The following is a 12,737-nucleotide window of genomic DNA, read 5'->3' as shown; positions in this document are numbered from 1 at the left end:
AGTTCTGCCGAATGCTTCGCCACTACCTTGAACACCTCAGGCGGCCGGATGAAACCCGCCAGGCAATGTAAACTTAGCGCTTCGCAGTCATGATTTGGGGTTGAGGTTTTGGTTTAGGCGGCTTGAATGCCAGCGATTTGGTACCATGTTTGCATGGCTGTTTCTCGCAATTCGCGATGATGGGTGGATGGAATGTCGTGGCGGGGAACGTGAAAGAGGTTGGCAATCGGATCGTGGATGGAAACGAACCGTTGAAGGTGCCTCGCTGACTTGAAGCGCCTCATAATCCTTTCACGCCGTCGGACAGGCTGATGAGAATTCTCGGCCCGATTGTTCAGGCCCTTGTGCGAGCGATGTTCGATACCGGGCATGATATCACGCTTCGCCGCACCGTAGGATCGAAGCTTGTCGGTGATTATCACACGCGGCGCACGGCATTGCCCTTTCAGAAGCTTTCGCATCAAACGCTTTGCCGCCTTGGCATCGCGGCGGCTTTGCACCAGCACGTCGAGAACAAAACCGTCCTGATCGACGGCGCGCCAGAGCCAATGTTTCTTGCCGGCGATCGTGATGACAACCTCGTCGAAGTGCCATTTGTCACCGAGCCTGCCGGCAGATCGCTTGCGGATATCATTGGCAAAATGTCTACCGAACTTCTCCGCCCAGAGCCTCACGGTTTGGTGAGAGACGATGAGGCCACGGGCAGCCAGCATATCCTCGACCATCCGCAGGCTCAGCGGAAACCGGAAATAGAGCCAAACGGCATGGGCAATCACCTCGGCTGTAAATCGATGGAGACGATAAAGAGGATCACGGGCAAATCTGGTCATGCCACAAGATCCCAAATGTTGATCGATGCCAGGTTAACTTTACAGTGCCGCCCCAATCACCAGCAAGCGGCGTATGTAGGGATCGCCCTGCCTCGTGATCCTGCCAAGACGCTCCTTGCCGCCGGAAGAACTCTGCCGGGGAACGAGACCGATCCACGCCGCCAATTGCCGCCCGGAACGAAAGCTTGAGACATCCGTGATCGTCGCTGCAATCGCACTGGCCGTAACCGGCCCAATACCCGGGATCGTCGCCAGACGCTGGCTGAGCGCACTCGAACGGTGCCATTCGAGTATCTGCCGGTCCATCTCTTCGATCTTCGTGTGAACATGGCGCAGTTGATCGCACAGGGGAGACAAAGCATGTTGCACGATCTCCGGGATCAAGTGTTGGTCGATGCCTTCAATCACTGCCACCGCATCCTTTACGCCCATCGGCCCGAGCCGGGTGGCGATACCAAGCTCCGCCAGGTGAGCGCGCAACGCATTGATCAGCATCGTTCTTTGACGAACAAGCAACTCTCGGGCGCGGTGCAGCATCAGCACTCCCTGCTGTTCCTTGCTCTTGACCGGCACAAACCGCATCGTCGGACGTTGAACCGCTTCACAGATGCCTTCCGCGTCTGCCGCGTCATTCTTTTGCCGCTTGACATAGGGCTTCACATAAGCCGCTGGCATCAGCTTGACCTCATGTCCAAGCGCCATCAGATGTCGCGCCCAATGATGTGCTGTCGCACAAGCTTCGATACCAATCAGACAAGGTGGCAGACTTTCGAAGAATCCTGAAACCTTGCTGCGGCGAAGCTTCCGGCGCACCACCACAACACCTTGTGCGTCAACTCCGTGAACCTGAAAGACGTTCTTGGCAATATCAACGCCGACTGTGACAATTTCCTTCATGGACGGTCCTCCGATTTGCGGCTCCTAACAGCCGCACTATGGCACCTCACGTGCCGCGGTAGGAGGCCGTCCACCTCATCAAGCCTACTAATTGTCATCCGAAACCGATGCAGTTCAGCGTGGCGGACGTGGCCGGCATGCCACTCGCGCATGTTGTGGAGCGGAACTGTCTGAACCGTGCCGCCGGTTCGACACCAAGTCAATTTCATCCGCAGATCAAACGTCAGCAGCCTCACTTCTGATGCAGGCCAATCACACCAACCTACAGAACATGTACGCGAATAAAGCCGACGGACAACCGAGTATTGACTCTCCGCACCCAATTGATCAGCGTTGCCCTATGTCCCAGACGTCGGATTTCATTGCAAAGCTTGTCCGCGGTGCCAATCAATTGGACCGCCTTGACGCATACCAGAAACGCAGATTGCTGGAACGGGCTGTCACCACCATTCGCGAGATGCGCGCGGCAATCGGGATGCCGAACGGGCCTGGTCGTGATGTTGTTTTGGACCTCCACACAACGGCCTTATCCATCGAACAGGGTTGGCGGACGGATGACCAGGTGCGGAACGCTTTTCTCACAGCCGCTGGCATGCTGCGTGATCTCCACATTGTTCTCGACAGCAAGACATCCATCCGAATCGTTGTTCCGCTCACCACGTGAGAAAAGCGAAGCCTCGGTTTTTGCTTATGATACCAAGCAGCTTGCCGACGGGGTAGACTCCGACTCTAGCTCCGTTCCAGATCGCACGACTAGCCATCTTCCATCTCACCCTCTTCCCCATGTGCGCTGTCCATAATCTGAAGTTCACCCTTCCGGCTGAACAACCCGGCATCTTCAAGCGCTTCGATATCCGGGAGATCGCGGAGCGTTTCCAACCCGAAGGCGGAGAAGAAATGCTTGGTCGTCACATAGGTATAAGGTGCTCCGGGAGTAGGGCTGCGTGGTCCGGACGCCAAGAAACCTGCGCCGCGAAGTGCAGCGATCACGTCACGGCTCACCTCCTTGCCAAAGATCTTCGACAGCTCGGTACGGGTGACCGGCTGGAAATATCCCACCGCCATCAGCACCATCGCCTCAAACTCGGAGAGTGCCGCCGCCCCTCCCCGCGTCGGAGCCGTTGAGGCCCGGATCGCGCCGGCGAACCGCGAACGGGTTCGGTGTTGCCAGCCACCGGCCACTGACACCAGTTCGTAAGGCCGATCTCGCAGTTCCTCGCTCGAATCATCGATCAGCAAATCGATGCTGCAGTCTTTTCCCACCACGCGTGCCAAGGTTTCGCGGGGAACTGGCTCGGCGGAGGCAAAAATCACGGCCTCGACCTCCATCATCCATTCTCGCCAGCGCAATTCCGTTGGCAAATCCTTCAGCTCCCGATCAAACAGGACATCGTCCTGGGGATTCTTTTGATTCTTTTTCGCGATGCGGTGTGGCTGTCTTGAGCTCATATCAACCGCCTCACAACCCAAAGATCCGAAAGGAGGAGGGACCGGACAGCTCGCGCACCGCCTCAAAGCCGTTCGAACAGCCGGTTAGCCGCCCAGCGAGAGAGATTGCTGCCGGGCGCCGAGGCGGGCACCGTGTCCTCGCTAAGAAGTTTGGGGATAACAGGCTCGGCGCCTTTGGTGCGCAGTTTCGGCGCCGCCGCCAGCAGTCGGCCGGCGCGACGGTCGATCTCTACGGCGGCGCGGAGCGCCCCCTCGACACCATCGACCAACGCCAGGCAGATGGCTTTTGGAAAAGCCGGCTCGCCCGGCCGAACCCGGCCTCGTCCGCCGATCGTGCGAAAAGCCGGCCCATAGCGTTCGGGCAGCAGCAGCGGCACAGACTTTGGCCAATTGAGCTTATGCGCCAGGACGACCTCGGCCAGCGCAAGCGCCAGCACCTCAGCATCCGGGCGAACGGCAAAGATCGCCGTAATAAGGTCCGCCACCGCGAAGGGTGCTGCTCGCCCGGACTGGATGGCAGAATCGACGATATCGGGAGTTGAGGCAAGTCCGTTGTTCCACCGAAGCCCTAAAAGATCAGCGAGTTCTTTGACAAAGGAGGTGGTGACGGGTCCGGACCGGCGGGTCAGCATTCGTGTCGCCACAAACAGGTTTCCGGCCGGGCCGGGATCGTCGCCGGTGACGGTCAGCAGGACGGCGTCCCGGATGGCGCCATCCTCTTCATTGCGGCCAAGCGTCTTGGCAGCCACGGCAGCCGATTTGAGGGCGAGCCGATCGCGCCATCAGCCAAGCCATGGAGGGTCGGCGGATCAGATCGTCGAGAGGATACCGGCGGCGAAGGCAGCGCCGGTCTCGCTGGTGTCGCGACCACGCGGCAGGGCCCAGCCCGGCAGGCGGGGCGACGAAGTGGGAGTCGTGGAAGCGGAGGGTGCGAGCGTATCCATGCGCCAGAGTGTAAATCGGGTGTGCGGTTTAAGCCGCTTCTTTCGACATAAACCGCACTGTCTGTCGTCGTGTTATTACGTCCGATAATCTTGCATTATCGGACGTTTTTGTCACTATAGAGAAATGGCCCAAATCATCAAGCAAAACAGCGAAAATCACGTCGAGGAGACCTCAGCGCCGTCTCACAGCACGGTGGCCGAGCGTGATGTCTCCGCGTCGGAGGTGTCGGGCGATAGCCCCCTCCCCTCTCTCGTCGGCGAGGATCAGACGCCCGCCCATCTTGCAAGCCTTGCTGATCGCGCCCGCGGCTATGTCGCAGCAGCAAGTTCCGCCAATACCCGCAAGGCTTACGCGTCAGACTGGAAGCATTTTGCCGCCTGGTGCCGGCGGTCCAATCTGGCTCCGCTCCCACCACACCCGCAAACCGTCGGTCTTTACATCACGGCTTGTGCTTCAGGACATGTCGAACGCAGTGGCAAACCGAATTCGGTCTCAACGATCGAGCGGCGCCTCTCTTCACTCAGTTGGAATTACGCGCAGCGCGGCGGACAAAAACTTGATCGCAGGGATCGGCATATTGCAACGGTCATGGCCGGCATCCGCAACAGCCATGCCAGGCCTCCGGTGCAGAAGGAGGCGGTCATGGCAGAGGATATCATCGCCATGGTCGAGACGCTTGATCGCGGCTCTCTGCGCGGGCTGCGGGATCGGGCAATGTTGCTCATCGGCTTTGCCGGCGGTCTTCGGCGCTCCGAAATCGTTGACCTTGATCTGAAGCCGGACCAGACCGAAGACGGCCGAGGCTGGATTGAGATCCTCGACAAGGGCATGCTCGTCACCCTGCGCGGCAAAACTGGATGGCGAGAAGTTGAGATCGGGCGCGGTTCGTCGGACGCCACCTGCCCAGTTACCGCGGTCGAGATGTGGATCAAGTTTGCCAAGCTGGCCCATGGCCCCCTCTTTCGCCGCGTCACGGGGCAAGGGAAGGCTGTTGGGCCAGAACGGCTGAATGACAAGGAAGTGGCTCGGCTGGTTAAGCGGGCCGCGATGGCGGCCGGCGTTCGCGGCGATCTCAGCGAAATCGAACGTGCGTTTAAGTTCTCCGGTCACTCCCTTCGCGCCGGGTTGGCCTCCTCTGCCGAGGTCGACGAACGGTATGTGCAGAAACAGCTGGGACACTCGTCCGCGGAGATGACCCGCAGATATCAGCGGCGGCGTGACCGCTTCCGCGTCAATTTAACGAAGGCTTCAGGGCTTTAGCCTAGGCGACCCCTCCCTCTCCAGTGCGAACAATGAGAGTTCAGCGCCAATACGAAATCGGACGCGTCGATCAGAAGGTGACTCGGTCATGGAATGTTGAGCAACAACGGAACGAGGTACGCCAGTGCATCGTCTGCGGCCAGGCCGTTGCGGGCCCGTAAATCAAAGTAGATAGCGCAAAGGGCGTTAGGAAACTCCTCTGGAACGATTACATACCTTTCGCCTACGTAGCGGAGGTAACCAGAGCTTTCCATAAAGCCAAGAGCGTCGGCGACCTCATCCATATCGCGAGCCCCACCCGCAAGCTCGGTCCACTGCTCCGCTATATCCTCGAGATCACCGTTATCAATCGGTTCATTCGCGCCACCGAATGCCCTGCAGAGCAGGTCTAGCGTCATGTAGTCGTCGAGAGTGGCCAGGTCCGAGAAACATTCTCGCGCTGCATTCAGGACAGGGTCGTCTTGGCAGAGGAGGCGCGTAACAGTCGCCTGAAGCTCCCAATGCGACAGAAGGGTGAAACCACGGACCTGCACCGGTTTCACGATCGTCAAGTTGGCAAAATTCTTTAGCTCTGCAGAAATCATTCGAATCTGTTTGCGATGCTCGTGAGCGTCAGTACAGAGGATGAGGAAATAATGCTCAACACCCACGTTTTGCATTGCTTCCGTATATTGCGATTTCAGCGTCTTCATGAAAGTCTTGTCTTCCTTCGCCACCCAGTCTTGGAACTCCGGGTAGCTCTTGATCTGGAGCCCGATCTTTGTGGCTCCGTCCTCGGAATCATATTTCAACAGGATATCGACGCCGTCGTCGCGCATACCCTGAATGTCGTGGCAGCCGGCGCGATAAGCTTTGTAAGACTGCAGGATTTCAACGCCGAGGGATTCAAACATCGGACATAAGTCCGCATCGTGCTTTTTGGTTTTAAACCAATCCGTGTCAGCAATTATAGACGAGTTCTTTTGAAGAATTTCCGCCAGTGTTTCCGCGGGCGACAATGCGTTGGTGATGAACATACGGACACTCAGCTATTTGACTTGTAATCGATCTAGCTGAAAATCGCCAAGAAACTGGTAAGGAATTCGAACAAATATCGGCCGGTTTGCTTGTGCAGCCCCTTGTTGGTGATCAAGAAAGTCGCGGCAATGAAGTGAGCTTGGGGAAAAAGCGACCATGGGATTTGATGACGAGTATGGATTTCGCGAAGTGGAGTTTTCCCTCCATGAAGCGCAGGCCGAGAGGTTATTCATCAGGGGAAAAAATGCCGCAAACGACCAGTACTTCGATAATCAGGCGCGGGAAAACCACATCTACAGCGTCAACAACGCATTGAACCAGCTCTTGGGTGATGCGGCAGTATTGGTCGAACTCGGTGTCCTCACACAGACGGCCGACTACTTCATGCGTTTCGGCGTACTTCGCCGACTAAGAATGATGATATCTTCTTTTCGCAACCTCCAAAGTATCATCATGCCGGACCGTACAGTCCCCCTGACAATGGATCAGTCTGACGAGGTTTGTCGCGACCTAAACGCAATATACGTCAACATCCTTGGCCTCCTCGATAACTATGCGTGGACGATCGTCCATCAGGTGGGCAGCGTCGCAACTCAAGCCGCAAAGCCGCTTTCCGTTAGCCTTTTCAAGCCCATGTTTGCCGCCGACCCGGCTCTGTCGAACGTGGCGGCCACTCTAAGATCATTCGCGACCTGGGAAACCGACGTGAAAAAGCGAAGGAACCCGGCGGCCCACCGAATGCCCCTTTATGTCCCGCCTGCCGGATATGACCGGGAGGCGACAGAGACTCTTCGGGATCTCGACCAACAGATTTCGACAGCCCTTCGCGAGCAGGATTTCGACAAGATGCACAATTTGCAGCGCAAGCGCGAGCGGGTCGGCATTTTCGTTCCCATCTTCGTCCATGATCCTGGAGAGGAGATAAACGACATCTACCCTACTCTACCGCAGGACCTAGGGCAGATGGTCAAGATCGGCCGTATCTCCCAGACCTTTCTCCGAAAGCAGCATGCGCCTAACGACGCCTCTCACGAAGGAAACTGACGCAGTACGAGCCATCGAGGGTAAACCAACTCGGGCACTACTCTCTCGTGACGAAAATCAGAGCTTGAGGCCGCTCCAACTCCTCCTCCTGTGTCTCCTCATTTTCTGCCTCTCGATAGCTAAGCCGCTCGACGATGGCTTCAGCAATCTCGATATCGTCGTCTTTTACAACAGTGGAAGCTGCCGCTTTCGGAGGTATCGCGTCCAGTTGAACTTCTTTCAGATCATTTTCTCGGCCCAGAACCGCAAATCCGTCTGGAAAAATTGCCCCACCCGATTCCTTTGCTGCCTCAATTAGGTCTGCACCAAACTCAGGAATATTTTCCAACATTCGGCCTTCAGGTTCTTCTGCCTCGATATAGGCAAAAACCCTCCGGGCGGTTTCTAGGTCGATCGCCAGTCCATTGAACCAGTGAGACCATGTCCCCTTAAAGACAACCTTCCCATGACGACCGGTCACAATTGCCTCAGCATCAACTTCTTCGCCTAGAATCCACGTGCGACCGAGCCATTCAACCGTCGAGAAGGTCTGCTCGGATGGGTTCCACAGGCGAGAACGTGCGGCCTCGCCGATCTCGGGACCAAAAAGAAGTGTAATCACACCGCAATAGCTGCCGAACCGAACGCCGGTCGGGTCAGAGGCCTCCTCTGGGTCTAGACCATCGGGATCTACTGGATCCGGTAGCGCCGTGTGATGGACAAACATCTCCGCTCGCTTCAACGATGTCATCCAGGTACCGACCGAATACCCATGCGAAGCAATCCAGCTGCCAATTTTGCGGCCGAGATAGGGTTCAATTTGGCCCTTATAGCCATCTGCAACCCGTTCATTGAAGGCTCCCTTTGACGTGCCTTTAGTGGCCTTCGATTCCGCAAGTGCTACGTACAGGTCATTGGTTCGGCTGAAGATAAAGTCTGGCGATCGCCCAGTCGGCTTTTTTCCATGTACGACGTGGCTCTCGAAATGATCGACCCACCGGTAACCATCGCGCACCATTTGAAGGTAGGCTATCCCATCACCGACCAGTCCTGTCATCGCCTTCCGTACATAGTCTTTCAAATCGCGCGCGGAATTTAGCAGCGCAAAACGATCATTGGCGTCATCGACGTGCTGAGCAATTAAATGCTTGCAAAAAGCAACCTGCGCCCTCGCCGCTCGTTGGTCCATTCGCGCGCGACTGGAGCATTGAGCCATAGCTCCGAAAAGCTCTGCCGGCGTAAAAGACAATTCCGTACTGCCAGGAGCCCGGCCACGGATGAGACGAGACGGGCCTGCTGGATGTGGGCTCACTTGTTCAACATTTAAAAGCTTGCGCTTCGCTTTCCACATCGAATTGCTCTCCCAACATTGCTTACCAGGCAAGAGCCCGCGCGAAACCATCAGATGTTACGCTCAAACCCCACATAATAGGCTGTGAGGTTCCAACCCATCGCATTATCAACGACGACAAGCTATTGAATCTTATCAGAAATCAACCGAAAAAAACGGCTGACAATTTTTCAAATCCAGCGTCGCATGGGCTTCTGGACGTTCCTCCTGCCCTGGATTCGCTAAGCTCCAGCCTCAGCCGACGCGACGTGCGGTCTCTCCGTTGACCTTAAGCAGGGCAATCAGCATAGGACCCAACGAAAATTCTCCACGCTCCGAGCGCTTCGTCAGGTCGCGCAGATAGCCGCCGGCCGAGTTTATGAAGTTTGATCGCTCGAGAATGCATGCCATAGCCACCGCGGCATTTTCTGGCCCCATCGCATTGCAGGCCTCCTCATAGGCTGACGGGCTGACACCCAACATCGAGCGGATCACTACAGCCGCGGTCATGAGCTCGCGCCAATGGGCGATGCCGCCGCCCGGCCCATAATCAGCAATCTGCGGGCAAGCTCGAAGGACCATTCCCAGCGGGAACGCTTTGATTTGTTCGAGCTTTGCCTTTGTCTTTCCGGACGTCACACTCTTTGCGTGCGGCTCGTCCGGCACGCTTTCGCCCTGCTCGTTGTCAGAGCGCGGTTCAAGTTCATTTATAGATTCGGTATTTGAATTCTGTATGTGACGGTCATCCAGACTGGCATTGCCGTGCATATCTTTAGTTTCTGACTGCATTTCCAGGAGGTTGAGGATCTCCGCACGCAAGAGCTCCATCTCATCGAGTGTTGTTTCGACCTGGTTTCTGTCCGGGTAGCGAGGATGCCGCCTGAGAATTCCAACGTATATTGTTTCAACATGCGCCCAATTGCCTGGAGCGCCTTCCTCCATCGCGGCTGTAATCAGCTTACGGACATCTCGGCGGCAGATCGTGAGTGCTTCCTTCGCCCGGCGAAAACGCATGCGCTCCGCGGCGACATCCTGAGCCAGCAAGGCAAGCTCGGCGGCACGCGTAAGCAGCGGGCTCAGATCGAAGCCGTAAGCCTGCTCGATTTCACCGTCTCGACTGCGATGTGCGTATCGCTTCCCGTTCGGACTATCACGACGCTGGATAAGTCCTGCATCCACAAGTGCGCCGAGCTGGCGGCGCAGTGTACTTTCCGTGATCCCATGAGCGCGGACGGATAGCTGCGCATTGGATGGAAATACAACAAGCCCGTTTTCAGCGTCGAGCTGTGCATCGGGGTAGAATGTCAAAAGGGCATCGAGAACGGCAAGCGCTCTGTCTTGCAAACCGAAGCGCTCTCTCGTCTCGCACACATCGCGAAATACTTTCCACTTTTCGACTCGCGTGCCCGGTGTTGATGCCGCGACAGCCAGTTGCCCTTTCACCAAGGCAAGCGTCGCCGGCCGCCGCCCAAAGGGCGTCGTTACATGTCCCGTCTGCATTTTTCTCTCACCTTTCTCCGGGCAAAGGAAATCCGCTCACCAAATCGGTGCCAAGACTCTTGACTGTGATTCCGGGAAATGCGATTCTCAATCCTGCGAGAGATACGAGAGAGGCTTCCACGGTTTACCGTTTGGGGGCCTTTTTCTTTTGCGGTTTAGTCTCCGTTGTTTTCCTGCTTCGATCCTCTGTACTCGTCGTACAAACGATCCATGTGGGCTGATAGCCACTCGCTGAAGGGCTTCGCTTCGACATTCGAAAGCTCGATCGCAACCTTTTTCGATTTGGCATTCATCACGAAATTCAGTGACGTATCGCTCGAAGTCCAATCCCTCCCGGACGCACCGGCCTTGGGCTTCTTTGCAGCCGATTTGGCCTTGTAGCGCTTCAGGTAGTCATGGAGCTCATCGAACCGCTTGTCTTCAGTCAGCTCAACGAAGCCTGCCGTTTCGACATGCTCCGTCGCAACCTTCAGGAGGGCAGGAGCAAGAAGCAATTGACGGAGGCTAAGCCACCGGTCGCGCCCAATCTTCTTGGAGGCCCCGAGCACCTTAAGGATCGAAGCTGGGACGGCCTCCACGACACTGAGCATTTTCGAAAGCATCGCCTCATCGATCGCGAGCGACGACCGAACCACGTCCTTCGTCATTCCAGACGAAAGGAGGTTCTGCGCGAAGTACGCACGCTCTATGAACGACAGGTTGGAGCGTGCGGAATTTTCCTGCCCCTGGGCGATTGCGGACGTGATGTCATCCAGCTTCTTGACAACTGCCTTGACCGGAATTCCAAGCTCTTTGGCGACTTTGAGACGGCGGTGACCGAAGACGACCATGAAGCGTTGACTATCCGACGAACTGGGTCGGACCAGAATCGGTGTCGTCTGGCTGGACGACGCAATCGCCTGCTTCAGCTCCTGGTACTCTTCGCCATCGTCGGAAAGGCGATCGGCGAGAAAGGAAACGTCAATCAACCGCGGATCCAGATCCACGATCACCTCGCCTTCCATCAGCTTCTTTGTGTTCTCAGCCAGATCCTCGATGGACCGGACGACGGTCTTGGCTGCCCCCGTCATACCGTAGCCAGGCTTTGTCGGTGTCTGGTTCGACGCGATGGAAGCCATGTCCAATTTAGAAAAAGGATTTTCACGTGCCATAGCCGGCCTCCGCACTCGCTTTCAACGTCGACAAGGACTTGATATAGTTCATTAAATCCCGCAAAAAAACGGCTGACAAGTGTCTCATTTCCGCCCCCATGCGCCGTGGATTAGTTCCATGATTTCGCCATTGGCTGCGTTCAGGCTCTCCATCGCCCGGTCATAGGTAGAACGGACGAAATCGCCTCGCTCTACCTCGTACAAAGTTTGCTTCTTTATCGAAGCATCTGAAATGGCCGTCGATTTGAGAACGTGATTTCGCAACATTTGCTGGGCAAACATCGATTGCATAAACCCGACCATCTGTGCTTGCGGGATGTCCGTCGGCTCGAAGCGAGTTACGAGATAGCGGAACCATTCGACACGCATCTCCGCACCGGCCTCTGCGACCGGCCCCATTATACCTCCCAACATCATCAGGAATTGGCTCATCGACATGATATCCAGCATCTGGGGATGGATAGTGATAAGAATGCCAGTCGAGGCCATAAGCGCGGTGATCGTCAGGTACCCGAGTTGTGGGGGGCAATCGATAACGACAACGTCGTATCTGTCGTCAACCTGCTTCAGCGCGTTGAAAATCCGCATGTAGAACAACCGGCCGTCCTCTCCTTTTTTGGAGGAGATTGCCAGGGGAACATCATACTCATACTCCTGCAGGACCAGATTTGCTGGAATCACATCAAGGCAGGGAATGTTGGTGGGCTGGATGACTTCAGAGATGAATTTTTGCTCGTCATCGAACCGAAGCGCCTCGTACAGAGATGCGGTGTCGTCAAGTTCAGGCTGAATTCCGAACAGGGACGTTAGAGACGCCTGTGGATCGAGATCGACCGCAAGTACGCGATGGCCGGTGAGGGCGAGATATTGAGCAAGGTGCGCAGCGGTCGTAGTCTTTCCACTTCCACCCTTGAAATTTACCACCGACACGACCTGCATCGGTTCGCCTTCACGACGCCGAGGAATGTAATACCGCTTGTCGGATTTTTTATTGGCTTCAAGATAATTTCGAAGCTCCAACATCTGATCAGCCGTGTAATAGCGACGGCCACCTATCGACTCGACCTCCGGACCTTTACCCTCCAAGTGGATCTGCCGAATATGGCTCTGGGTAACTCCGATGAAGTCCGCGACTTCTCCCAACTGAAACTTCCGCAATCCCTTCTTGGCGTCCGGCGGATATTGTTGGCTGCGCAGCATATGCAACGCATTTGAGATCTTTGCTCCCTGCTGGGCAATCTCGATATCAAATCTGTTGGGCTGCAGATGGCTCATTTTGCAAACTATATCCCGGAGGGCCTTAATTTCGAAAAAATGGCCACAACGCCATCATTT

At 56.1% G+C, this 12,737-nt stretch carries 11 protein-coding genes and 1 pseudogene; 3 read left to right on the top strand and 9 right to left on the bottom strand.

All coding sequences use genetic code 11. The features are described from left to right. Window positions 1–113: 113 nt before the first annotated feature. Together AVI_RS24510 and AVI_RS24505 are read right to left on the bottom strand one after the other, a co-directional pair. Window positions 114–830 carry an IS6 family transposase gene (locus tag AVI_RS24510; protein WP_012648919.1) on the bottom strand — a complete coding sequence of 239 codons (717 nt, stop codon included), beginning with the start codon at window positions 828–830 and terminating at the stop codon, window positions 114–116. A 48-nt stretch (window positions 831–878) separates the two neighbouring features. Then, a pseudogene (locus AVI_RS24505) lies at window positions 879–1,727 on the bottom strand (IS110 family RNA-guided transposase); the annotation flags it as partial. Between the two features lie 241 nt (window positions 1,728–1,968). On the opposite strand from AVI_RS24505, the gene AVI_RS24500 reads away from it, so the two are divergent. Continuing rightward, window positions 1,969–2,391 (top strand): hypothetical protein, encoded by a 423-nt coding sequence (locus AVI_RS24500; RefSeq protein ID WP_234618160.1) that lies wholly within the window; start codon window positions 1,969–1,971, stop codon window positions 2,389–2,391. An 89-nt stretch (window positions 2,392–2,480) separates the two neighbouring features. Here AVI_RS24500 and scpB read toward each other — a convergent pair whose 3' ends face one another. After that, entirely contained in the window at window positions 2,481–3,176 is a 696-nt protein-coding gene (gene scpB / locus AVI_RS24495) for an SMC-Scp complex subunit ScpB (protein WP_012648916.1), read from the bottom strand. A 62-nt stretch (window positions 3,177–3,238) separates the two neighbouring features. Beyond that, entirely contained in the window at window positions 3,239–3,925 is a 687-nt protein-coding gene (locus tag AVI_RS24490; RefSeq protein ID WP_409065508.1) for a DUF1403 family protein, read from the bottom strand. Between the two features lie 319 nt (window positions 3,926–4,244). On the opposite strand from AVI_RS24490, the gene AVI_RS24485 reads away from it, so the two are divergent. Next, on the top strand, window positions 4,245–5,381 hold the full coding sequence (locus AVI_RS24485; RefSeq protein WP_012648915.1) for a site-specific integrase: 1,137 nt from the start codon (window positions 4,245–4,247) through the stop codon (window positions 5,379–5,381). 86 nt (window positions 5,382–5,467) lie between these two features. On the opposite strand, the gene AVI_RS24480 is transcribed toward AVI_RS24485, so the two are convergent. Next, entirely contained in the window at window positions 5,468–6,397 is a 930-nt protein-coding gene (locus AVI_RS24480) for a hypothetical protein (protein WP_012648914.1), read from the bottom strand. Window positions 6,398–6,554: 157 nt separating this feature from the next. Between AVI_RS24480 and AVI_RS24475 the strand changes: the two genes are divergently transcribed. Continuing rightward, a complete protein-coding gene (locus tag AVI_RS24475; protein WP_012648913.1) occupies window positions 6,555–7,442 on the top strand; it encodes a hypothetical protein in 888 nt (295 codons plus the stop codon). 37 nt (window positions 7,443–7,479) lie between these two features. Here AVI_RS24475 and AVI_RS24470 read toward each other — a convergent pair whose 3' ends face one another. From AVI_RS24470 to repA, 4 genes are all read right to left on the bottom strand, one after another. After that, window positions 7,480–8,772, bottom strand: a complete 1,293-nt coding sequence (locus AVI_RS24470; RefSeq protein WP_012648912.1) for a hypothetical protein — start codon at window positions 8,770–8,772, stop codon at window positions 7,480–7,482. Between the two features lie 234 nt (window positions 8,773–9,006). Further along, complete coding sequence (repC, locus tag AVI_RS24465; protein ID WP_012648911.1) at window positions 9,007–10,251, bottom strand: plasmid replication protein RepC; 1,245 nt, start codon at window positions 10,249–10,251, stop codon at window positions 9,007–9,009. 155 nt (window positions 10,252–10,406) lie between these two features. Then, entirely contained in the window at window positions 10,407–11,402 is a 996-nt protein-coding gene (gene repB, locus AVI_RS24460; RefSeq protein WP_012648910.1) for a plasmid partitioning protein RepB, read from the bottom strand. A gap of 84 nt (window positions 11,403–11,486) precedes the next feature. Beyond that, window positions 11,487–12,677: a plasmid partitioning protein RepA gene (gene repA, locus AVI_RS24455; protein ID WP_041699443.1), complete on the bottom strand. Its 1,191-nt coding sequence runs from the start codon at window positions 12,675–12,677 to the stop codon at window positions 11,487–11,489. Window positions 12,678–12,737: the final 60 nt, after the last annotated feature.

This window comes from Allorhizobium ampelinum S4 (assembly GCF_000016285.1).
Classification (GTDB): domain Bacteria; phylum Pseudomonadota; class Alphaproteobacteria; order Rhizobiales; family Rhizobiaceae; genus Allorhizobium; species Allorhizobium ampelinum.
This window is presented reverse-complemented; position numbering and strand designations above follow the sequence as displayed.

Excerpts from the sequence above, each read along its gene's own strand:
- AVI_RS24500 (WP_234618160.1), top strand. The coding sequence starts at position 1,969 with ATGCAGGCCAATCACACCAACCTACAGAACATGTACGCGAATAAAGCC.
- repA (WP_041699443.1), bottom strand. The coding sequence starts at position 12,677 with ATGAGCCATCTGCAGCCCAACAGATTTGATATCGAGATTGCCCAGCAG.
- AVI_RS24470 (WP_012648912.1), bottom strand. The coding sequence starts at position 8,772 with ATGTGGAAAGCGAAGCGCAAGCTTTTAAATGTTGAACAAGTGAGCCCA.
- AVI_RS24480 (WP_012648914.1), bottom strand. The coding sequence starts at position 6,397 with ATGTTCATCACCAACGCATTGTCGCCCGCGGAAACACTGGCGGAAATT.
- AVI_RS24485 (WP_012648915.1), top strand. The coding sequence starts at position 4,245 with ATGGCCCAAATCATCAAGCAAAACAGCGAAAATCACGTCGAGGAGACC.
- AVI_RS24510 (WP_012648919.1), bottom strand. The coding sequence starts at position 830 with ATGACCAGATTTGCCCGTGATCCTCTTTATCGTCTCCATCGATTTACA.
- repB (WP_012648910.1), bottom strand. The coding sequence starts at position 11,402 with ATGGCACGTGAAAATCCTTTTTCTAAATTGGACATGGCTTCCATCGCG.
- scpB (WP_012648916.1), bottom strand. The coding sequence starts at position 3,176 with ATGAGCTCAAGACAGCCACACCGCATCGCGAAAAAGAATCAAAAGAAT.
- AVI_RS24475 (WP_012648913.1), top strand. The coding sequence starts at position 6,555 with ATGGGATTTGATGACGAGTATGGATTTCGCGAAGTGGAGTTTTCCCTC.
- repC (WP_012648911.1), bottom strand. The coding sequence starts at position 10,251 with ATGCAGACGGGACATGTAACGACGCCCTTTGGGCGGCGGCCGGCGACG.